Origin of the sequence: Mesorhizobium sp. CA4, from assembly GCF_020165075.1 — a bacterium.
Taxonomy (GTDB): domain Bacteria; phylum Pseudomonadota; class Alphaproteobacteria; order Rhizobiales; family Rhizobiaceae; genus Mesorhizobium.
In genome coordinates, this window is record NZ_JAIUHK010000025.1 from 53619 (window position 1) to 74077 (window position 20459).

The 20459-nt window shown below is 63.1% G+C and carries 17 protein-coding genes; 7 read left to right on the forward strand and 10 right to left on the reverse strand.

The features are described from left to right. Window positions 1-62: 62 nt before the first annotated feature. Entirely contained in the window at window positions 63-1502 is a 1440-nt protein-coding gene (locus LB528_RS20215) for a DEAD/DEAH box helicase (protein WP_224509862.1), read from the reverse strand. Window positions 1503-1580: 78 nt separating this feature from the next. Here LB528_RS20215 and LB528_RS20220 point away from each other — a divergent pair, with 78 nt between their 5' ends. The 4 genes from LB528_RS20220 to waaF are packed head-to-tail and all read left to right on the forward strand — an operon-like array spanning window position 1581 to window position 5463. Beyond that, window positions 1581-1886 (forward strand): hypothetical protein, encoded by a 306-nt coding sequence (locus LB528_RS20220; protein WP_224509859.1) that lies wholly within the window; start codon window positions 1581-1583, stop codon window positions 1884-1886. 9 nt (window positions 1887-1895) lie between these two features. Further along, window positions 1896-3428, forward strand: coding sequence for an acyl-CoA carboxylase subunit beta (locus LB528_RS20225; protein WP_224716061.1), 1533 nt, complete (start codon window positions 1896-1898; stop codon window positions 3426-3428). 19 nt (window positions 3429-3447) lie between these two features. Beyond that, entirely contained in the window at window positions 3448-4389 is a 942-nt protein-coding gene (locus LB528_RS20230; RefSeq protein WP_224509853.1) for a glycosyltransferase, read from the forward strand. Window positions 4390-4446: 57 nt separating this feature from the next. Continuing rightward, a complete protein-coding gene (gene waaF / locus LB528_RS20235) occupies window positions 4447-5463 on the forward strand; it encodes a lipopolysaccharide heptosyltransferase II (RefSeq protein WP_224716062.1) in 1017 nt (338 codons plus the stop codon). Window positions 5464-5476: 13 nt separating this feature from the next. On the opposite strand, the gene LB528_RS20240 is transcribed toward waaF, so the two are convergent. Both LB528_RS20240 and LB528_RS20245 read right to left on the reverse strand, forming a co-directional pair. Then, a complete protein-coding gene (locus LB528_RS20240; RefSeq protein WP_224716063.1) occupies window positions 5477-7483 on the reverse strand; it encodes a hypothetical protein in 2007 nt (668 codons plus the stop codon). Then, window positions 7480-8997, reverse strand: coding sequence for an NAD(P)H-hydrate dehydratase (locus LB528_RS20245; RefSeq protein ID WP_224716078.1), 1518 nt, complete (start codon window positions 8995-8997; stop codon window positions 7480-7482). The genes LB528_RS20240 and LB528_RS20245 overlap by 4 nt, the downstream gene beginning before the upstream one ends. Window positions 8998-9346: 349 nt before the next feature. Here LB528_RS20245 and LB528_RS20250 point away from each other — a divergent pair, with 349 nt between their 5' ends. Both LB528_RS20250 and glnA read left to right on the forward strand, forming a co-directional pair. Continuing rightward, window positions 9347-9685 carry a P-II family nitrogen regulator gene (locus LB528_RS20250; protein WP_018428041.1) on the forward strand — a complete coding sequence of 113 codons (339 nt, stop codon included), beginning with the start codon at window positions 9347-9349 and terminating at the stop codon, window positions 9683-9685. 43 nt (window positions 9686-9728) lie between these two features. Next, window positions 9729-11138: a type I glutamate--ammonia ligase gene (gene glnA / locus LB528_RS20255; RefSeq protein WP_217570597.1), complete on the forward strand. Its 1410-nt coding sequence runs from the start codon at window positions 9729-9731 to the stop codon at window positions 11136-11138. A gap of 178 nt (window positions 11139-11316) precedes the next feature. On the opposite strand, the gene LB528_RS20260 is transcribed toward glnA, so the two are convergent. Beyond that, a complete protein-coding gene (locus LB528_RS20260; protein ID WP_224716064.1) occupies window positions 11317-12357 on the reverse strand; it encodes a glutamine synthetase beta-grasp domain-containing protein in 1041 nt (346 codons plus the stop codon). A gap of 310 nt (window positions 12358-12667) precedes the next feature. On the opposite strand from LB528_RS20260, the gene LB528_RS20265 reads away from it, so the two are divergent. Then, a complete protein-coding gene (locus tag LB528_RS20265; RefSeq protein ID WP_224716065.1) occupies window positions 12668-12862 on the forward strand; it encodes a DUF2735 domain-containing protein in 195 nt (64 codons plus the stop codon). Window positions 12863-12943: 81 nt separating this feature from the next. On the opposite strand, the gene LB528_RS20270 is transcribed toward LB528_RS20265, so the two are convergent. From LB528_RS20270 to LB528_RS20295, 6 genes are all read right to left on the reverse strand, one after another. Then, a complete protein-coding gene (locus LB528_RS20270) occupies window positions 12944-14833 on the reverse strand; it encodes an MFS transporter (RefSeq protein WP_224716066.1) in 1890 nt (629 codons plus the stop codon). Between the two features lie 248 nt (window positions 14834-15081). Further along, window positions 15082-15873, reverse strand: a complete 792-nt coding sequence (locus LB528_RS20275; RefSeq protein WP_224716067.1) for an ATP12 family chaperone protein — start codon at window positions 15871-15873, stop codon at window positions 15082-15084. A 103-nt stretch (window positions 15874-15976) separates the two neighbouring features. Further along, complete coding sequence (locus tag LB528_RS20280) at window positions 15977-16852, reverse strand: DMT family transporter (protein WP_224716079.1); 876 nt, start codon at window positions 16850-16852, stop codon at window positions 15977-15979. Between the two features lie 43 nt (window positions 16853-16895). After that, window positions 16896-17876 carry an RluA family pseudouridine synthase gene (locus LB528_RS20285; RefSeq protein ID WP_224716068.1) on the reverse strand — a complete coding sequence of 327 codons (981 nt, stop codon included), beginning with the start codon at window positions 17874-17876 and terminating at the stop codon, window positions 16896-16898. A 152-nt stretch (window positions 17877-18028) separates the two neighbouring features. Continuing rightward, the gene (locus LB528_RS20290) at window positions 18029-18856 is read right to left on the reverse strand and encodes an aspartyl/asparaginyl beta-hydroxylase domain-containing protein (RefSeq protein WP_224716069.1); all 828 of its coding nucleotides are present in this window, start codon (window positions 18854-18856) and stop codon (window positions 18029-18031) included. A 168-nt stretch (window positions 18857-19024) separates the two neighbouring features. Beyond that, window positions 19025-20335 carry a replication-associated recombination protein A gene (locus LB528_RS20295; RefSeq protein WP_224716070.1) on the reverse strand — a complete coding sequence of 437 codons (1311 nt, stop codon included), beginning with the start codon at window positions 20333-20335 and terminating at the stop codon, window positions 19025-19027. Window positions 20336-20459 lie beyond the last annotated feature (124 nt).

Sequence of the window (20459 nt, forward strand, 5' to 3'; positions counted from 1 at the left end):
AGTGAAATGAAAACGGCCGAAGTATCGCTCCGGCCGTTCCTGTTCGCGTGATTCTGCCAGGCTCAAGCGGCCCGGTTCGCCGGACGCTTGCCGCCGAAGCGGCGCTTGTTATTGCCCTTGAAGCGCTTGAAGCCGTCGGGCTTGCTCGAGGCATTCGGCTTGGCCGCAGCCGGGCGTTCCCCCTGGGGCTTCGAAGCGCGCTCGCCATGGGGCTGACCGCCGAAGCGCTTGTTGTCGCTACCGTTGCCAGGGCGGCGGCCATCGCGGCGGGCGCCGTGATGCTCGCGGTCATTGGCCGGTTCGAAATGACGCTCGGTCTTTTCCCTGGGATCGCGCTGCGGGTCCGGGCTGCCGAGATGATCGGCGACGACCGGCAGCTTCATGCGGATGATGCGCTCGACCTGCCGCAGCTTGGCGTTTTCCGAAGGATCGCACAGCGTGATCGCAATACCGTCCCTGCCGTTGCGGCCGGTGCGGCCGATACGATGGACGTAGCTTTCCGCTTCGTCCGGCAGGTCGAAATTCACGACATGGCTGATGCCGGGCACGTCGATGCCGCGCGCCGCGATATCGGTCGCGACCAGGATGCGAACCGAGCCGTCGCGGAAATCGTTGAGCGCCTTCTGCCGGGCGTTCTGCGACTTGTTGCCATGGATGACGGCAGCCTCGAAACCGTCACGGGCAAGGTCCTTGGTGACGCGATCGGCGCCATGCTTGGTGCGTGAGAACACGATCACCGAGCGCATTGCCTCGTCGGCGAGCATCTTGGACAGCACCTGGCGCTTCTGCTTGGTGCGGGCGAGCACCACGCTCTGCACGATCTCGGCTGCCGCAGTGCTCTGCGGCGCGACTTCGACGCGGATCGGGTTCTTCAGAAGGCCCTTTGCCAATTCGGCGATTTCATTCGGCATGGTGGCCGAGAACAGCACCGTCTGACGGTCGGCCGCGGTCGCCTTGGCGATGCGCTTGACGTCGTTGATGAAGCCCATGTCGAGCATGCGGTCGCCCTCGTCCAGCACCAGCCATTTGGTGTCGGCAAGGATGAGGTCGCCTTCGCGGACCAGATCCGTCAGCCGGCCCGGCGTGGCGATCAGGATGTCGACGCCCGGCGCAACCTTCTTCACCTGGCTGAAGCGCGAGACGCCGCCCAGCACCAGCGCGGTCGAGACATGCGCGCCCTTGGCGAGGATCTTGATGGTGTCCTCGATCTGCACGGCGAGTTCGCGCGTCGGCGCCAGGATGAGCGCCCGCGTCGTCTTCGGCCGTCGCTTGGTGCCCAGGCCGATGATCTTCGAAAGGATCGGCAGCGCGAAGGCTGCGGTCTTGCCCGAGCCGGTCTGGGCGATGCCGAAAATGTCACGGCCTTCCATCTGCGGCGGGATCGCCTGCGTCTGGATCGGCTTCGGATCGGTGAAACCGGCGGCATGGGTTGCCTTGAGCAGCGCGCCCGAAATCCCAAGTGCTGCGAAACCGTTCAGTTCCGCTGTGTTTTCGTTGGTCAAAATATTCTTCTTTCACGCGACCTTGTGGCCGCAAACATCAATGGCGGCAGGGCGCAACCTGCCGTCGGATAAATTGTCATGGAACGACAAGGCGGCGGACAATCGTCCGCGCGGCTGCGCTGTCGTGCCCGCCAGCATCATGCCGCGGGGCTTTTTCGCCAGCTTGCCGATCGACCAGGGCCGATTTGCCGGAAAGAGGGAAAACAGACGCAACCAGTCTCATTCGTCGAGAAGGCCGGATTCTTCCCAGCCCAAGCGCCTATGCCGCTGCATATGGCTGAGTTCGTTCCGAAATGCAAGGGCTCCATGTTGCAATGCAGCAAAACAGGGGTGCTTGCGCTCCCCTGCCCGCGCGATTACCACAAATTTACTTATTGGTTTTGAGGACCGGCAATGAAGGACGTGCTGAAGGAACTCGAGCGCCGCCGCGAGACTGCCCGCATGGGCGGCGGCAAGGACCGCATCGAGGCGCAGCACAAGAAGGGCAAGCTCACCGCTCGCGAGCGTATCGAGATATTCCTCGACGAGGGCTCGTTCGAGGAGTTCGACATGTATGTCGAGCACCGCTCGACCGATTTCGGCATGGAGAAGACCAAGATCGCCGGCGACGGCGTGGTCACCGGCTGGGGCACCGTCAACGGCCGCCCGGTCTATATCTTTGCCAAGGATTTTACCGTGTTCGGCGGCTCGCTGTCGGAAGCGCATGCCGAAAAGGTCATCAAGGTCCAGGAGATGGCGCTGCGCAATCGCGCGCCGATCATCGGCCTCTACGATGCCGGCGGCGCACGCATCCAGGAAGGCGTGGCCGCGCTTGGCGGCTATGCCGAGATATTCCAGCGCAATGTGCTGGCATCCGGCGTCATCCCGCAGATTTCGTTGATCATGGGTCCCTGCGCCGGCGGCGACGTCTACTCGCCCGCCATGACCGATTTCATCTTCATGGTGCGCGATACATCCTACATGTTCGTCACCGGGCCGGATGTGGTGAAGACGGTGACCAACGAGACGGTGACCGCCGAAAGCCTCGGTGGCGCAAGCGTGCACACCACGAAATCCTCCATCGCCGATGGCGCCTATGACAACGATGTCGAGGCGCTGCTGCAGATGCGCCGGCTGGTCGACCTGCTGCCGGCATCGAACACGGCCGAGATTCCCGAGATCGAATGCTACCAGTCGGTGACGGATCATGACCTGTCGCTCGACCGGCTGATCCCCGACAACGCCAACAAGCCTTACGACATCAAGGAGCTGATCCTGAAGGTCGCGGACGAAGGCGATTTCTTCGAGATCCAGCAGAGTTTTGCCAAGAACATCGTCACCGGCTTCGGCCGGGTCGAAGGCCGCACAGTCGGTTTCGTCGCCAACCAGCCGATGGTGTTGGCCGGCGTGCTCGATTCCGACGCCAGCCGCAAGGCTGCGCGCTTCGTGCGCTTCTGCGACTGTTTTTCGATTCCGATCGTAACCTTCGTCGATGTCCCTGGGTTCCTGCCGGGCACCGCGCAGGAATATGGCGGGCTGATCAAGCATGGCGCCAAGCTGCTCTTCGCCTATGCCGAGGCGACCGTGCCGAAGATCACCGTCATCACCCGCAAGGCTTATGGCGGCGCCTATGACGTGATGGCCTCGAAGCATCTGCGCGGCGACATGAACTATGCCTGGCCAACGGCGCAGATCGCGGTGATGGGCGCCAGGGGCGCGGTCGAGATCATCTATCGCAAGGATATCGGCGATCCGGAGAAAATTGCCGCCCATACAAAGACTTACGAAGATCGCTTTCTGTCGCCCTTCATTGCAGCCGAACGCGGCTACATCGACGAGGTGATCATGCCGCATTCGACCCGCCGCCGCGTCGCGCGAGCGCTGCGCATGCTGCGCAACAAAGACATGCAGAACCCCTGGAAGAAGCACGACAACATCCCGCTGTGACAAGCTGCACCGACAAGAAATGCGCATAACCCTTGCAGCCCAGAGCCTTATTCCAGCGAAGGGGTATGGCGGCACACAGCGCCAGGTCGAATGGCTGATCACCGAACTGGTCAGGCTCGGGCACCATGTAGTCCTGATCGCCGCGCCGGGATCGTCGCATCCACTATGCGAGGTCAGGCATGCGATCAGCGATGCCGAATGCCGGGCGGCGATCCCACGCGACACGCAGATCGTCCATCTCCACGCCTGGAAGGTCGAGGTCCCCTTTCCGACGCTCAACACCGAGCACGGTCATCTTCCGGATTATCCGCGGCCGCAGCCCAACTGGAGCTTCCTCAGCGCACGTCATGCGGAGCTGCATGGCCGCAAGACCTTCGTCTACAACGGCTTTCCGGTGGACGCCTATCGCACGGCACCGTCGAAGAACGACCATCTGTTTTTCATGGCGGCCATCGCGCGGGCCGGAAAGGGGTTGAACCGGGCGGTGGAGTTGGCGAAAAAATTCGACTTCCCCCTCGATATCGCCGGCGGCTCGCGCTGGAAGCTGCTCGGCCGCAGCAAGACACGTCGCGAGGGCGTCTTTTTCAAGAGCCTTTCCGCGCGCTACCGCTTTCACGGCATGGTCGACGGCCAGGACAAATTGCGCCTGCTGGGTGAATCGAAGGCATTCCTCAACCCGATCTCCTGGGAGGAGCCGTTCGGCATGGCGCAGGTCGAGGCCATGCTGTGCGGCACGCCAGTGCTCACCACACCGCGCGGCGCGCTCGTGGAAACCGTCGACGCGGATACCGGCCGCTTCTTCGAGACCGACGAGGAGTTCGGGCGCGGTTTTGGCGAGGTCGGAGGCCTGCCGGCGCAGCGATGCCGGCAGTCTGCCGCGGACAGGTTCCCGATCGAGAAAACGGCAAAAGCCTATCTGGAACTCTATGCCCGCATCCTTGATGGCGAAGCGCTTCCGTGACAAATCACCGTCATGCTCGCCATTGGCAGCGGCCGTTCCGGATCGAAAAGGTAGCGCTTGTTGCGTCCCATCCTCGTCTTCTGCTTGCCGGCGATCGGTGATTTCATCCGTTGCCATTCGGCAATCCGGATACTTGCCGAGAAGTTCCCTGGGCACCCGATCGACGTCGCCACCTCGCCGCTTGCCGCGCCGCTGGCGCGGCTGATGCCGCATATCCGCAAGACGTGGGTCGTTGAGAAGCACTGGAAGCCCGGGCTGAAAGAGCGCGCAGGTCTGGCGCGCGAAATCCGCAAGGAGAACTACCAGGCGGCCTATATGCTCACCAGCAGCACCAAGGCCGCGCTTGTGCCATGGCTGGCCGGCATACCGGAGCGTATCGGCTATCCGCGCGAATTCCAGTTTGGCATCATCAACCGCCTGCCCGCCGGCTGGCCGAAGAGCTTCGTGGCGTTCGGCCCGCGCAAGACGAGATTGTTCGAGCAAGTCTGCGCGATCGCGATGCTGGGCGAGAAGCCTGGCGATCACATGCGCCTGCCTGCGCCGCAAATAGCGGTTTCAGCCGAGGAACTTTCCGATTGGCGCGTCCGGCATGGAATCGATCCGGCACGGCCGGCGCTGGCGCTTTACACCTCGGCTTTCAGCAATTTCCGTTCATGGCCGGCGGAGCGGTTTATCTCGGTAGCGCAGGATCACGCCCGGCGCGGCTGGTCGGTCTGGCTCATCGGCGGCCCGCGCGAACGCGAGGCCGCCGCCCAGATCCGGGCAGCGCTTCCGGAGGCGGTGGATTTCACATCGACGCCGCAACTGACCGACGCCATATGCCAGATCGCCGCCTCGACGGTCTTTCTTGGCGTCGATGGCGGGCTCTGCCATGCTGCCGCGGCCTTGGGCGGACCATGCGTGCTTATCTTCGGATCAAACCGCTCCTATGAGACCGGACCGGTGAACGACCAGGTGCGCTATCTCGAGCCGCCGATTTCGACGCCGAGCTGGGTCCAGGACACACGCGGTGTCAGCGAGGAACGCGTTCTTGCCGCTTTGGCCGACGCCGTGGGGCAGCCGCGCCCCAGCTAAGTTGCCTGACCTATTATTCTTCGGCTGCCGCGCCGAAGCCGGCGCCCATGCCGGCGCGCGCTGTGGTCGTCCACGGGGTGGCATGGTTGTCGATGCGCATCTGGAAGATGAAATAGGTCGGCGAACAGAAGCCGATGCCCTTGACCTTGGCCGCGCCCGGCGTGTCCGGCGGCAGCGACTGGCACATATAATCCTCGCGGCAGAAATGGTCGGCCGAGCAGGCCGGCCGGTTGCCGCGGTTGACCGCGCCGCCCAGACATTGGTCGAAATTGTTGGTGGCCACGCAGATGTCGAACTTCTTGCCGCCGACCAGGCCGCAGATTTCGCTGGGCATCGGCTTGCCGGGCTTGAAGGCGGCGAAGGCGCGATCCTTGTCATCGCAGGCGCGATACGCGAAGCCTCCCGGAACGCCAATCTTCGGTGGCCGGCAGGTATAGGCGGTGCGCGAGATCGAAGGCGCGGGAGCGGCGAACTGGCCGCTGATCTTGTAGCGGTCGTTGAACGGCTGCGTCACGTTGCTGGCGATCGAGCCGGCGAGGCAAGGATGGCCCGAAAACATCGCGGGACTGTCTTTCGGCAGCAGGCATTGCGCCAGTTTGGTCCTCACCCCCGAAGCGGTCGCGATCGGTGTGCAGACCGTTCCGGCGCCGCATTGCCATGTGCCGCCGAAGCGGCTTGCGTCTTCCGGCATAAGGCATGGCATCGCCGTTTCGGCCGGCGCATAGGCAGGCCCGCCGGTATCCTTCCAGGCGGCGGGCGGCGCGAAGGAGAGCGGGCGAAAACGATTGGGCTCCCTGCCCTCGGCGGTTGCCCTGAGCCACGCTTCGCGGCGCGGGATATCGGCGTGGAGATGCGGCGAGATACCGACTTCGATGCGGTTGAGCGGCGAGGTCGTGGCGTCGTCGAGACCGATGAAATGGAAGCCGGCGGTCGAGCCTGCCTGATGGCAGCCCTGGCAGGCACCGTTGTCGAGCCGCTCGACCAAAGCGTCCGGCGTTCGCGCCAAGGAAAACTTCGAATAGTCGAGCCCGGCGAACTCCTTTGGCTCGAACAGCGGGGTGAACGGATGATTGGCTTGCCTTACGCTGCCGAAGGTCGACCAGGAGATGACTTTTCGGGCGAGGAACTCATCCGGGATTTCGTAGACGCCGAGATCGACCGCCGCGGCATTGGCGCGAACATAGTCGGCAAGCCGCGCCTTCAGATCGGCGTCCTCGGCAAGCCGGGCCGTGTCCGGCGTATTTTCCAGCGGCTTCTCGCCGACCGTCGCCCCAACGATGCTGAAGATGCGCATCAGGTAAGCGGCCTGGCCGCCGAACTCGGTTTCCTGGCCGGAAGGAAAGCGCACCACCTGCGCGTTGAGCTCGAGCTGCTTGAAAGATAGCGAGGCCTTTTCGAGCGGTCCACCGGTCAGCCAGCCGGCGTCGACCGCCTCGTCGATTTGCGGCGTCCAGCGGCCGGCAGCGCCCACGCAGCCGCCGTCGGCGTCCGAAGCGACGCGATATATGGCGCTGAAGTTGAATGGCAGGCGCGAGGCCAGGAGCTTGGCGTTCTTCTTGAAGCTGTAGGCCAGGCGATAGATGAACCGCACCTCGCCGCAGCTCGTCTCGTTGCCAAGCGCTGGGAAATCGCGCCGGTCGAGACGGTTGGCGACACCGACCAGACGGAAGCGCGCGGCGTTCGTTTTCAGCCAGCGCATGTCGATGATGCGGCCGACATTGCCGTCGGTGACTTCGTAGAGGGTACGGCGGCCCGCCTTCATGTCGGCGCGCAACGCGGCGACGTCAGCGGCCACGGTTTCGACGATGGCGTGACAGGCCGGCGCGGTGTCGTAGAGGGATTTCAGGTCGTCGTTGCCGTCGACGCCGAAGAGGCCGGCGAAGCCGTATCCCTTGGCATCGAGCGCGGCGAGCACGCGCGGGTCGTCGACGATGGTGACCGGGCGACCGGCGGCGCGCGCCGCCTGTGCGGTGTAAGCCGCGAGGAGAACGACAGCGACAAGGAAGCCCAAGCGCTTCATTGGACAGCGCACTCGGTCAGTTCGCGGAGGACCGGCACCATCGCCAGCGGCAGGTCTTCGGCAATCAAGCCCGGTCCGAATCGGCTGCCGGCTGCGGCATGAATCCAGACTCCGGCGCAAGCCGCTTCGAAGGCCGGCATGCCTTGGGCGAGAAGCCCGGCGATGAGGCCCGCCAGCACGTCGCCTGAACCGGCTGTTGCGAGCCAAGGCGCGCCATTGCTGTTGATCGCGGCGCGGCCGTCCGGCGAGGCGATCACGCTGTCGGCGCCCTTGTAGATGATCATGGCGTTGGCGCGCAGCGCGGCTTCGCGCGTCTTGGCCAGCTTCGACAAGGCATTGTCAGCGGCAATGTCGGCAAACAGCTTGCCGAACTCACCCTCATGCGGCGTCATGATCAACGCCGGCGCGTCCGGTCTGGCGGCCGCCTCGAACAGCGTCGAGGCCGCGTCGCGAAAAGACGTGATGCCGTCGGCGTCGAGCACGAGGCCCTCGACGCCGCCGTCCTGGCGGTTTTTGGCCAGCACGGCGAGCGTGAAATCGCGTGCCTTGTCGCCGATGCCGAAGCCGGGGCCGAGAACGAAGGCGGACGGCCGGCGATCGCCGAGAAGGTCGTGCACGTCTTCGATCGCGTCGACCTTGCGCAGCATGATCGAGGTCAGATGCGCCGCGTTGACCTGCATGGCGTTCGCCGGCGACAGCACGGTGACGGCCCCTGCCCCGCTCCTTGCGGCCGCAAGCGCTGCGAGGCGCGCCGCACCCGTCGCGGATGGTCCGCCTGAAAAGACGCTTGCATGGCCGCGCCTGTACTTATGCGTGTCGACGGCGGGCGCGGGGAAGTTCGCGATCCAGAGCCTAGGCCGGTTCTCGAAGGCTCGCGGCGCAATCGCGTCGATGATCTCGTCACGAATGCCGATGTCGGCCAACACGATCTCGCCGCATCGCTCACGGCCAGGCAGAAGCAGGTGCCCAGGCTTTTTTCGCGCGAAGGTCACCGTAACGGCCGCGCTAAATGCCGAGCCGAGGATTTCGCCGCTTTCGCCGGAAACGCCCGAAGGCAGGTCGATCGCGATAACCGGCAGGTTCAGCCTGGTCACGGCGTCGACCGCGCCTTTGGCGTCGCCGGTGAGAGGCTTCGACAGGCCCGCGCCGTAGATCGCGTCGACAACCAGCGAGCCGGCTTCCGCAGTGAAGGCCGAAAGCGGGTGCCGCTCCAGAGCGCAATCAGCCGCCGCAAGCGCGGCGTCGCTGCCTGCCCGCGGTTTGCCGGATTTCCACAGGGCCACGTCGACACCGGCCTCGGCCAGCAATCGCGCCACGACATAGCCGTCGCCGCCATTGTTGCCGGGGCCGCACAGCACATGCACCCTCTTCGCGCCAGGGTAGCGCGCCAGCACGACGGCAGCGACCGCCTCGCCGGCACGTTGCATCAAGCGATAGCCGTCGAGCGGCCCGGCCGCGATCGCCAGTCTGTCGGCCTCGGCCATTTCGGCCGGCGATAGAAGTTCATTGCGCATGGGATTGCCGATCTCCATGCGATCAAGCATTGTCCAGTTTTCGGTTCGAAGCAAACCAGCGCGATTGCGGCATTATCTTGCACATGCGGTCGCGTAGGAGAGGGGTTCTGCTTGCAAGTTGCGCTGTCTGCCCACTTTTTGCGCAGACGTGAGGAGGGGCGATGTATAGGGTTTGGGCGTCCATGACGCATCCGATGCAGCGGATGACGCGAATTTGCATCCGTGTGCGGCAAGGGCTCGAAAACGCCCCTCACCGCCTGCACTCCTCACGATTGGCACGCTTCGTGCTTGATGAAGGCGCAAGCGGGGCACACAACCCGTCTTCTTGGCAGTGGAGGCCACTTTTTACATGAAAAAGATCGAAGCGATCATCAAGCCATTCAAGCTGGACGAAGTGAAGGAAGCGCTTCAGGAGGCCGGACTGCAAGGCATCACCGTCACCGAAGCCAAGGGCTTCGGCCGCCAGAAGGGTCACACCGAGCTTTATCGCGGCGCCGAATATGTCGTCGACTTCCTGCCTAAGGTGAAGATCGAGGTGGTGCTTGGCGACGAGGCCGTCGAAGGTGCCATCGAGGCCATCCGCAAGGCGGCGCAGACCGGCCGCATCGGCGATGGAAAAATCTTCGTCTCCAACATAGAGGAAGTCGTTCGCATCCGCACCGGCGAGACCGGCATCGACGCCATCTGACCTTCACCCCATTCCAGACGTCATCACACAGGGAAGAAACAACATGACGACAGCCAAAGACATCATGAAGCAGATCAAGGACAACGACGTGAAATTCGTCGACCTGCGCTTCACAGATCCGCGGGGCAAGCTGCAGCATGTGACGATGGATGTCGTCGAGGTCGAGGAAGACATGTTCGCCGACGGCGTCATGTTCGACGGCTCCTCGATCGCCGGCTGGAAGGCGATCAACGAGTCCGACATGGTGCTGATGCCCGACACCGACACCGTCCACATGGACCCGTTCTTCGCGCAGTCGACCATGGTCATCCTGTGCGACATCCTCGATCCGGTCTCGGGCGAGGCCTATAACCGCGATCCGCGCGGCACCGCCAAGAAGGCCGAAGCCTATATGAAGTCGGAAGGCATCGGCGACACGATCTATGTCGGCCCGGAGGCCGAGTTCTTCGTGTTTGACGACGTCAAGTACAAGGCCGATCCGTACAACACCGGCTTCCGGCTCGACTCGACCGAACTGCCGTCCAACGACGACACCGACTACGAGACAGGCAATCTCGGCCACCGCCCGCGCATCAAGGGCGGCTATTTCCCGGTGCCGCCGATCGACTCCTGCCAGGACATGCGTTCGGAAATGCTGACCGTGCTTGCCGAAATGGGCGTGCGGGTCGAAAAGCATCACCATGAGGTCGCCGCCGCACAGCACGAGCTCGGCATCAAGTTCGACACGCTGGTGCGCAACGCCGACAAGATGCTGATCTACAAATATGTCGTGCATCAGGTCGCCAACGCCTACGGCAAGACGGCCACCTTCATGCCGAAGCCGGTGTTCGGCGACAACGGCTCGGGCATGCATGTGCACCAGTCGATCTGGAAGGGCGGCAAGCCGACTTTCGCCGGCAACGAATATGCCGGTCTGTCGGAGAGCTGCCTCTTCTACATCGGCGGCATCATCAAGCACGCCAAGGCGATCAACGCCTTCACCAATCCGCTCACCAACTCCTACAAGCGTCTGGTGCCGGGCTATGAGGCGCCGGTGCTGCTCGCCTATTCGGCGCGCAACCGTTCGGCTTCCTGCCGCATTCCGTTCGGCTCGTCGCCGAAGTCGAAGCGCGTCGAGGTTCGCTTCCCCGATCCGGGCGCGAACCCTTATCTCGGCTTCGCCGCCATGCTGATGGCCGGTCTCGACGGCATCAAGAACAAGATCCATCCGGGACAGCCGATGGACAAGGATCTTTACGACCTGCCGCCGAAGGAACTGAAGAAGATCCCGACCGTTTGCGGCTCGCTGCGCGAAGCGCTGCAGAGCCTCGACAAGGACCGCGGCTTCCTGAAGGCCGGCGGCGTCTTCGACGACGACCAGATCGACTCCTATATCGAGCTCAAGATGGCCGAGGTCATGCGCTTCGAAATGACCCCGCACCCGGTCGAATACGACATGTACTATTCGGTCTAAGCCGCTACATTTTCGAAAAAGGGCCCCGGCAAAAAATTTGCCGGGGTTCTTTTTTGGTCAGACGCATGGAAGCCGCAATCGGCCTGGCACGATGTCCATAGAAAAAGCCCCGGTGGTTCCGCCGGGGCTTTTTTCGTCGATAGGCTGACTGCGGACCGCAGCTCGCGCCGGTAGGGGATCAGGCCGCAGCCGAGACCTTCGCGTCGGTCGAAACCTGCGAGACCGTCTTCAGCACCTGCGAGGCGATCTGGTAGGGGTCGCCCTGCGAGTTCGGACGACGGTCTTCCAGGTAGCCCTTGTAGTCGTTCTTGACGAAGGAGTGCGGCACGCGGATCGAAGCGCCGCGGTCGGCGACGCCGTAGGAGAACTTGTTCCACGGCGCGGTCTCATGCTTGCCGGTCAGGCGCTTGTCGTTGTCCGGACCGTAGACGGCGATGTGATCCATCAGGTTTTTCTCGAACTGCGCCATCAGCGCCTCGAAATAGGCCTTGCCGCCAACTTCACGCATGTACTTGGTCGAGAAATTGCAGTGCATGCCCGAGCCGTTCCAGTCCGTGTCGCCGAGCGGCTTGCAGTGGAATTCGATGTCGATGCCGTATTTTTCGGTCAGGCGCAGCAGCAGATAGCGCGCCATCCAGATCTGGTCGGCGGCCTTCTTCGAGCCCTTGCCGAAAATCTGGAATTCCCACTGGCCCTTGGCCACTTCGGCGTTGATGCCTTCATGGTTTATGCCTGCGGCGAGGCAGAGGTCGAGATGCTCCTCGACGATCTGGCGGGCGACGTCGCCGACATTCTTGTAGCCGACGCCAGTGTAATACGGGCCCTGCGGGGCCGGATAGCCGCTCTCGGGGAAGCCGAGGGGGCGGCCGTCCTTGTAGAAGAAATATTCCTGCTCGAAGCCAAACCAGGCGTCCTCGTCGTCGAGGATGGTCGCGCGGCTGTTCGATTCATGCGGGGTGACGCCATCGGGCATCATGACTTCGCACATGACCAGAATGCCGTTGGTGCGGGCCGGATCCGGATAAAGCGCGACCGGCTTCAGCACGCAATCGGAGCTGCGGCCCTCAGCCTGGTTGGTGGAGGAACCATCGAAGCCCCATAGCGGCAGCTGCTCGAGCGTCGGGAACTCGGCAAACTCCTTGATCTGGGTCTTGCCGCGCAGATTGGGGGTCGGGGTGTAGCCGTCGAGCCAGATATACTCGAGCTTGTATTTGGTCATTCCAGTGCCTCTCGTTGCTTGATCACCGCCACACGGTGGCGACGCTCGGCCGGCTGGAGCCGGCCTGCCGACGATTAAAAAGCAATTCGTATGCCACTCGGCCTTCATCGGGTGCGGCAAAATGGTCATGGCAACGCGTTGATTTTGCTGAGCCGCCTCAACAATGCGCCTGGATCGTTCAGGCGCCAATTTTGCTTACAAAATAGGCAATTGCTGATCTTTTTGTAAGCATATTGCCTAAAGGAATCGCAGGGCATATTTTGATGGGAAAGTGAATCGGTACGCTCCCGAAAAGACGAGGAGGTCGGCAATGCAAGTCACGTCATCGCGGCCGTCGGCGAAAATCCTGCTGTTCCCGCTTGCAGCACGCAAGCCTGCCTCAAATTTAGGCGCCAAGGCCAAATTCGCGGCAGAACTTGCAGCACTTCGCGGCGAGCACGCCGACTTCGACGGCTGGTACCACGAAGCGGCGATCGAGGAAGAGAACCAGCAGCGCAAGAGCTGAGCACCACTTTCCAGTCCGACACGCGAAAAAGCCCGGCATGATTGCTCACGCCGGGCTTTCTGTTTGAAGGGATGACCGAGGTCATTCCTTGGCGTGCAGGTCGGTGCCGAGCGTATCCCTGACGAAGATCATGCCGATGATAAGTGACATCGCCGCGATGATCACCGGGTACCAGAGACCGTAATAGATATCGCCTTTATAGGCGCTGAGGGCGAACACCGTCGCCGGCAGCAGGCCGCCGAACCAGCCATTGCCGATGTGGTAAGGCAGCGACATGCCGGTGTAGCGGATGCGGGTCGGGAACATCTCGACCAGGATGGCCGCGATCGGCCCATAGACCATGGTGACGAACAGCACCAGGATGAACAGGATGCCGATCGTGAGCGGCCAGTTGATGGCCGCCGGATCGGCAGTCATGGCGAAGGCACCGCCGCCCGGGATGGTGTAGACGGTAACTTCCGGCGCGCCGGCCGCCTCATCCTTGGTCAGCAGCTTGTCGGCGATCGCCTTGTCGGCCGGAACCGTCGCCTTTTCGCCGCCGCGGATGGCCGTGGCATCGAGCTTCAGTTCCGGATTGGCCGCGATGAAGGCGTCGAGTTTCTGGTCCGGAACCTTGGCCGCGGCGCGCTTCAGCGGATAGCCGCCGTCCTGCAGCGCCATGTTCACCGCTTTCTGGAAGGCCGCCTCCTTGGCCTTGGCTTGATCGCCAGCGGCAACGGCGTCATAGGACGCCACCGTCTCGTTGCCGATCTTGACCGTGGCAGCCGTGCCGGGCGCCGCCGTCGCAACGACGTCGTAAGGCACCGAGTTCTTCGTCAGGAACGACGTCGCGATGTCACAGGATGTCGTGAACTTCGCCGTGCCGACCGGATTGAACTGGAACTTGCAGTCGCCGGGCGCCGCCGTCACCGTCGCGCGGGTGTTCTGCTGCGCGGTGGCCAGAGCCGGATTGGCGGCCCAGGTAAGCGCCTTGAACAGCGGGAAAGTGCAGACGATCCCGAGCGCAAGGCCCGCCATGATGATGGGCTTGCGACCGATTTTGTCCGACAGCCAGCCGAACACGACGAAGAAGATCGAGCCGACGGCAAGCGCGATAGCGATCATGACGTTGACCGACCATGCGTCGACCTTCAGCACGTTCTGCAGGAAGAACAGGGCGTAGAACTGCCCGTTGTACCAGATCACGGCCTGGCCGGCGGTAAGGCCGAGCAGCGCCAGAAGGGCGATCTTGGCGTTCTTCCACTGACCGAAAGCTTCCGTTAACGGCGCCTTCGAGCCCTTACCTTCCTCCTTCATGCGCTGGAAGGTCGGCGACTCTGAAAGCGACAGCCGGATCCAGATCGAGATGGCGAGGAGTAAGAACGAGACGATGAAGGGGATGCGCCACCCCCAACTGGCGTAGGTCTCTTTGCTGAGCGAGCCCTGGACGATCAGGATGACGATCAGCGACAGGAACAGGCCGAGCGTCGCCGTGGTCTGGATCCAGGACGTGTAGTAGCCGCGTCGGTCGTCCGGCGCGTGTTCGGCGACATAGGTCGCGGCGCCGCCATATTCGCCGCCAAGCGCAAGGCCCTGCAGCATGCGCAGCCCGATCAGGATCACTGGCGCCGCAATGCCCCAGCTGGCATAGCCGGGCAGCAGGCCGACCAGGAAGGTGGACAGGCCCATGATCGTCATGGTGACGAGGAAGGTGTATTTGCGGCCGACGAGATCGCCGATCCGGCCGAACACCAGGGCGCCGAAGGGACGCACGAGGAAGCCTGCAGCAAAGGCCAGCAGCGCGAAGATGTTGCGCGTCGCCTCGGGAATCGCCGGACTGAAGAAGGTCGAGCCGATGAAGGCTGCCAGCGAGCCGTAGAGATAGAAATCATACCACTCGAAAACGGTGCCGAGCGATGAGGCGAAGATGACCTTCTTCTCCTCCCGCGTCATGCCGCGGCTGGTTCCGCCGGCGGTCGAAGCCATTGCCATTTATATATCCTCCCGTGAGATCCCGTCTGTCCTCGATGGCTGCGCGCCACCGTCCACAACTCCTCCGGACGCGGACTCAAAAAACGCAGCCAACGCAGAAAAATGACAGAAAGCGCCGGTGAAAGGCACCGCGACGATGGGATTATGACTTTGGTATTAGGTGCGCTGCGAAAGCGGCGCGACGCTTGGAGCGGCTCAGCTTCGCGCAATTCTTGGCCAGAAGCCGCTGCCCACCTCCTGCAATTGCTTTAGCCTTGCAGCGCCTCGAGCAGGCTGACCGCCGCCATCATGTCGCGCTTGCGCGCCGAGCGACGCGCCACCGCCTCGGCATCCTGTCCCCAATGCTCGATCTGCCAGTCCTCGTCGACATGGGCCGCCGCCCAAGCTTCCTCGGCGTCGAGCTCGCCGAAATCGACGGCTAAAGCCAGCAGCGCCGAGCCGGTCAGCGCCGTCATGACATGGATGGCGGCCAGCCGCATCGGCTCGGAGCGTTGGCCAAGATGCGCGCCGAGGACGGCGATGGTTTCGCGCGGCTGCTCGACATGGATGACGCCTTCGGCAAGATTGAAGCGCGCGCCGAGGCTGCTGCGTGCCCAGTCGAGCACCGGATCCCAGAGTTTGTTCTGGCGATCGATGAGTCCCTGCGGCCCATCGGCCCGGTAGCACAAAAGATCGGACGAGGCGAAGCGCAGCACGTCCTCCAGCACCGCCTGCGGATCGGAGGCGACGCCGTCGACGGCGGTGTTGACGAGACGCATGACGGGCATCGTCATCGGATCGATGACCTCGGTTTGCGCGCTGAATTCATCGGCCACTAGGGCGGCGGCCTTTTCGGTCGGCAGCACCATCACGGCCTTGCCCGGCGTGCGCACCGGCCGTCCGTCGAGATGGATGGCAAAACCGTTCTCGACGGGAGCCACCGAAACGGCCTTGTAGAAACGCTTCGGCAGCGACGTCTTCATCTGGATCTGGGCGCGGCGCACGGGATCGGGATCGGACAGCAATTTGCCGGCTTCGAGGTCTTCGAGGATGTCGCGCATGCCGAACTCCTTAAAGCAATTCCAGGAAAAGTGTGAAGCGGTTTTCCGTCCGGAATTGCGTCAAAACAAAGAGATAGAGCAGCTTGCTGTTCGGCGAGCTGATCTATGCTGTTGGCTGCCTGCGCGCCGGCCGGTTGACGATAATCAGCCCGGCCGCGATCAGGCCGAGCGCCACGATTATCCTGACCGTCGGCGGCTCGCCCAACAGCAGCGCGCCGCACAGGACGCCGAACACCGGCGACAGGAAGGCGAAGCTCGACAGGCTTGCTGCCGGATAGCGCGTGAGCAGCCAGAACCACAACACATAGGTGAAGGCAACGATATAGAAAGACTGGAACAGCAGCGCCAGCGTCGGCAAAGCGGCAACCGCGCGGATCGGCGGACCGGCGAAAGGCATCACCAAGGCACCCACAATGGCAGCGCCGGCCAGCTGATAGAGCAGCAGCTTCTCCGCGCGCGTCTCAACCAGCTTCGATCGCTTGATGACGATGCTGGTCGCCGCCCAGAGAATGCCCGAACCGAGACTGAGCAGATCGCCTGTCAGTGTCGCGTCGCTGCCGGCAGCGATGCCGTCGGCGAAAACCGCCGCCAGGCCGCAGAAGGCGAGAACAAGCCCACCGAGTTTGCGCGCGTTGATGCGCTCGCCAAGCAGGAAATGGCCGCCGATCAGCACCCAGAACGGCATTGTGTTGACCAGGAGCGTGTTGCGGGCAACGGTCGTGTATTCGAGCCCGATATAGAGGCAGAGGAACTCGACGCCGAAGAGCACGCCGACGATGATGCCGGCACTAAGCGTCCCGTCCGCTTCGAAGAGCTTGATGCCGCGCAGCCGGCACCAGGCGAATACGCAGGCTCCCCCGATGAGCGAACGTGCGATCGAGACGAAGACTGGGTCGTAGCCCGCATAGGAGACCTTGGCGGCAACGTAGTTCAGGCCCCAGGAAAAGGTCAGCCCGACCATGATGGCCGCCGCCGCCATGTCGACCGCATCGCGGCGATCCAATGCGGGGGCGACAGCCAAGTCAGTCTTCCGCTCTCTGGTCGTCGAAGCCGATCAGGTTCCAGCTCTGGCGCATATGTGGCGGCATCGGCGCCGTCACGTCGATGGTACCCTGGTCGGGATGCGGGATGATTATGCGGCGCGCATGCAGGTGCAGGCGGTTCTGAATGCCGCCCGGGAAGTCCCAGTTGGTATCGGCCTCAAAATATTTGGGGTCGCCAATGATCGGGCAACCTATGTAGGCGGCGTGAACGCGAAGCTGGTGAGTGCGGCCGGTATAGGGCTCCATCTCAAGCCAGGTCATCGTCTGCGCCGCCTGCTCGATGACACGGTAGTAGGAGACGGCGTGGTCGGCGCCCTTCTCTCCATGCGCGGCCACGCGCACGCGGTCGCCATCCTCCGTCGGCTCCTTGATCAGCCAGGTCGAGATCTTGTCCTCGCGCTTGGGCGGCACACCCTTGACCAGCGCCCAGTAGGTTTTCTTGGTTTCGCGCGCGCGGAACGCTTCCGAAAGCTTCATCGCGGCAAGACGGGTGCGGGCAACCACCAGCACGCCGGACGTGTCGCGGTCGAGGCGATGGACGAGGCGCGGCTTCTCACCCTTCTGGTTGCGCCACGCCTCCAGCATGTCGTCGACATTGCGAGTGACGCCCGAGCCGCCCTGCACGGCGAGGCCGGCGGGCTTGTTGAAGACGAAGACCTTCGGATCCTCATGCAGAAGCATCTTGGCGAGCACGTCGGCATCGCCTTGATTGCGGATCGAGTGGCCGGTGAGCGGCGCATCCCCCTTCTTGTCGACGTCGAGTGGCGGAACGCGGACAGACTGGCCGGGCTCGACGCGCGTGTCGGCCTTTACCCGGCCGCCGTCGACGCGGATCTGCCCCGAACGCAACAGCTTTTGCAGGTGGCCGAAGCCGAGGCCCGGGTAATGCACCTTGAACCAGCGGTCGAGCCGCATGCCCGCCTCGCCGGCCTCAACCGTGATCTGTTCAACACCTGCCATGGCTACGCTTTTCCGTTTGAAAGCGGGGCCATAGCACTAAGGCGAGCATGTTGCGAGCCAAAGACCCAACAAAGCCGGATGATTACCCCAATCGCAGCCATCCGAGGTTCGGCCGCACGCCGGCCGAACCACCGATTGAAGAAGCGCGGTGATCAGTTGGCAGCGGCCTTCGGCTTGGACGAACCGATCATCTTCCAGTTCTTGTAGAAGATGGAATTGATGCGCTCCACGCTGACCGAGACGATGGCGAGAAGGCCCGCGATCAGTTTTGGGAACGGAGAAGGCCGGATGATGTCGACGAAGACGCAGTAGCGGCGGCCGTCATATTCGTTGACCGAGCGGTGGAACAGCGTGTCGTCGAAGATGAACAAAGGGTTGTCGTACCAGTAGTTCTTCTTGCTGCCGCACTGGACGAAAATCTCCGCCTGCACCGGAATCAGATTGTAGAGGATGCGCAGGCTGAGCCGGAGCGGACCGAAATGCCAGGATGTGGATTCGCGCTTGCTGAAAACGGATACCGCGATCGTCTTGATGTATTTGTAATCCCTGCTGAATTCGGGAACATTGTCGATCTTGTGCTTGCCGTACCACTGGTAGACATACATGCCGCGCCGGCCGGCGCCGAAATTGGCGTCGATGTCGGCGATGATCTCGTCCTTGCGCTCCTTGAAGACGCCCAGGACCTCGTTGATCTCGCGCTGATAGTCCTCAGGGAACTGCTCTGGTTTCCAGACGCCGGGGTTGCGGTAGCAGAGAAGGTCGACGACCAGATTGAACGGCGACAACAGCCAGGTGAACAGGCCATTGCCGAGGAAATAACGTTCGAACAGGTTCCGGTCCTTCTGGTCGTTGCGCATGACATCGATCAGGCCGCAGACGACCCAGATGGCGGTCAGGATCGGGATGAAATAGAAGGCGAGCGCGAGGACCACGACCGCGATGGCGGCCTTGCGGAGCGTCTTGACGGTTTGCTTTGTCATTGTCATGCGCGCGGGAGCGCGGTCCTGTTGCGTTTGCCAAATCACGGCGACCCCCGCCAGCCGTGCGTCTTGATAGGATTTTTTGTTTCCCGGCACAATGCCGCAGCAGGTGTGGTCCACCATCGCGTTGCTTGGCGACGAAGCGTGCCGACCGCCGGGCCGCGGAACTCAGCTGTTCCGTTCGCTGCGCAGCTTCGCCCAGTATTCCAGCCGCTTGCGGATATCGCGCTCGAAACCGCGTTCCGGCGGATCGTAGAAAGTGTGCCGGCCCATCTTCTCCGGAAAATAGTCCTGGCCTGAAAACGCGTCCGGCTCGTCATGGTCGTAGCGATAGCCGGCGCCGTAATCCTCCTGCTTCATCAGCTTGGTTGGGGCATTGAGGATGTGCTTGGGCGGCAGCAGCGAGCCGAACTCCTTGGCCGCCGCGGTCGCAGCCTTGAAGGCTGTGTAGACTGCGTTCGATTTCGGCGCCGTGGCGAGATAGACGGCGGCCTGGGCGAAGGCGAGTTCGCCCTCGGGCGAGCCAAGATAGTCATAGGCGTCCTTGGCCGCATTGGCGACGACAAGCGCCTGAGGATCGGCGAGCCCGATATCCTCCACCGCCATGCGCACCAGCCGGCGGCCAAGATAGAGCGGATCCTCGCCGGCATCGAACATGCGGGCAAGATAATAGAGCGCCGCATCCGGATCGGAGCCGCGCACCGATTTCTGCAGTGCCGAGATCAGATTGTAATGGCCGTCCTGGCCCTTGTCGTAGATCGGCGCTCGGCGCTGGATGACGCGTTGCAGGCCTTCCGGGCCGAACACCTCGCCCTTCTTTGCGGCGCGCCAGACTTCCTCGGCCAGCGTCAGCGAGGCGCGGCCGTCGCCATCCGCCATGCGGATCAGCATCGCGCGCGCCTCTTCGTCGAGCGGCAGCGCCCTGCCCTCGGTTTCTTCCGCCCGGGCCAGAAGCTTGGCGATGCTTTCCTCGCTCAGCGAACGGAACACCAACACACGCGCTCGCGACAGAAGTGCTGCATTCAGCTCGAAGGACGGGTTCTCCGTGGTGGCGCCGACCAGCACCACGGTGCCGTCTTCCATCACCGGCAAAAAACCGTCCTGCTGGGCGCGGTTGAAGCGATGGATTTCGTCGACGAAGAGCAGCGTCTGGCGGCCGCTGGCGCGCCTGAGCTTCGCCGCCTCGAACACTTTCTTGAGGTCCGCGACGCCGGAAAACACGGCAGAGATCTGCTCGAAGGCAAGGTTGGTCTCACCGGCGAGCAGCCGCGCCACCGTCGTCTTGCCGGTGCCGGGCGGACCCCAGAAGATCATCGAGCCGAGCGAGCCGGAATCGATCAGCCTGGTCAGCGCGCCGTCCGGGCCGGTCAGATGCTCCTGGCCGACGACCTCGCCGAGGTTTTTCGGGCGCAGCCGATCGGCCAGCGGCCGCCCGGGCGGCGCCTTTTCCGGCTCATCGGAACTGAACAGATCGGCCATGCAAGTCTTTTGGTTGAAACGCGATTCCGCCGTTTTGAGAGCATTATCTTGTCCGAACACCGGTTCCGGCTTTTTGCTACGCGGGCCTTCGGTTCGGGATCATGCTCTAAATGGGCAGATCGCC

What these genes read in the sequence shown, in the direction of transcription:
- LB528_RS20290 (WP_224716069.1), bottom strand. Translation starts at nt 18,856, where the DNA reads ATGACAAAGCAAACCGTCAAGACGCTCCGCAAGGCCGCCATCGCGGTC.
- LB528_RS20260 (WP_224716064.1), bottom strand. Translation starts at nt 12,357, where the DNA reads ATGACCAAATACAAGCTCGAGTATATCTGGCTCGACGGCTACACCCCG.
- LB528_RS20270 (WP_224716066.1), bottom strand. Translation starts at nt 14,833, where the DNA reads ATGGCAATGGCTTCGACCGCCGGCGGAACCAGCCGCGGCATGACGCGG.
- LB528_RS20230 (WP_224509853.1), top strand. Translation starts at nt 3,448, where the DNA reads ATGCGCATAACCCTTGCAGCCCAGAGCCTTATTCCAGCGAAGGGGTAT.
- LB528_RS20295 (WP_224716070.1), bottom strand. Translation starts at nt 20,335, where the DNA reads ATGGCCGATCTGTTCAGTTCCGATGAGCCGGAAAAGGCGCCGCCCGGG.
- LB528_RS20245 (WP_224716078.1), bottom strand. Translation starts at nt 8,997, where the DNA reads ATGCGCAATGAACTTCTATCGCCGGCCGAAATGGCCGAGGCCGACAGA.
- glnA (WP_217570597.1), top strand. Translation starts at nt 9,729, where the DNA reads ATGACGACAGCCAAAGACATCATGAAGCAGATCAAGGACAACGACGTG.
- LB528_RS20225 (WP_224716061.1), top strand. Translation starts at nt 1,896, where the DNA reads ATGAAGGACGTGCTGAAGGAACTCGAGCGCCGCCGCGAGACTGCCCGC.
- LB528_RS20250 (WP_018428041.1), top strand. Translation starts at nt 9,347, where the DNA reads ATGAAAAAGATCGAAGCGATCATCAAGCCATTCAAGCTGGACGAAGTG.
- LB528_RS20265 (WP_224716065.1), top strand. Translation starts at nt 12,668, where the DNA reads ATGCAAGTCACGTCATCGCGGCCGTCGGCGAAAATCCTGCTGTTCCCG.
- LB528_RS20280 (WP_224716079.1), bottom strand. Translation starts at nt 16,852, where the DNA reads ATGGCGGCGGCGGCCATCATGGTCGGGCTGACCTTTTCCTGGGGCCTG.
- LB528_RS20285 (WP_224716068.1), bottom strand. Translation starts at nt 17,876, where the DNA reads ATGGCAGGTGTTGAACAGATCACGGTTGAGGCCGGCGAGGCGGGCATG.
- LB528_RS20240 (WP_224716063.1), bottom strand. Translation starts at nt 7,483, where the DNA reads ATGAAGCGCTTGGGCTTCCTTGTCGCTGTCGTTCTCCTCGCGGCTTAC.
- LB528_RS20275 (WP_224716067.1), bottom strand. Translation starts at nt 15,873, where the DNA reads ATGCGCGACATCCTCGAAGACCTCGAAGCCGGCAAATTGCTGTCCGAT.
- LB528_RS20220 (WP_224509859.1), top strand. Translation starts at nt 1,581, where the DNA reads ATGGAACGACAAGGCGGCGGACAATCGTCCGCGCGGCTGCGCTGTCGT.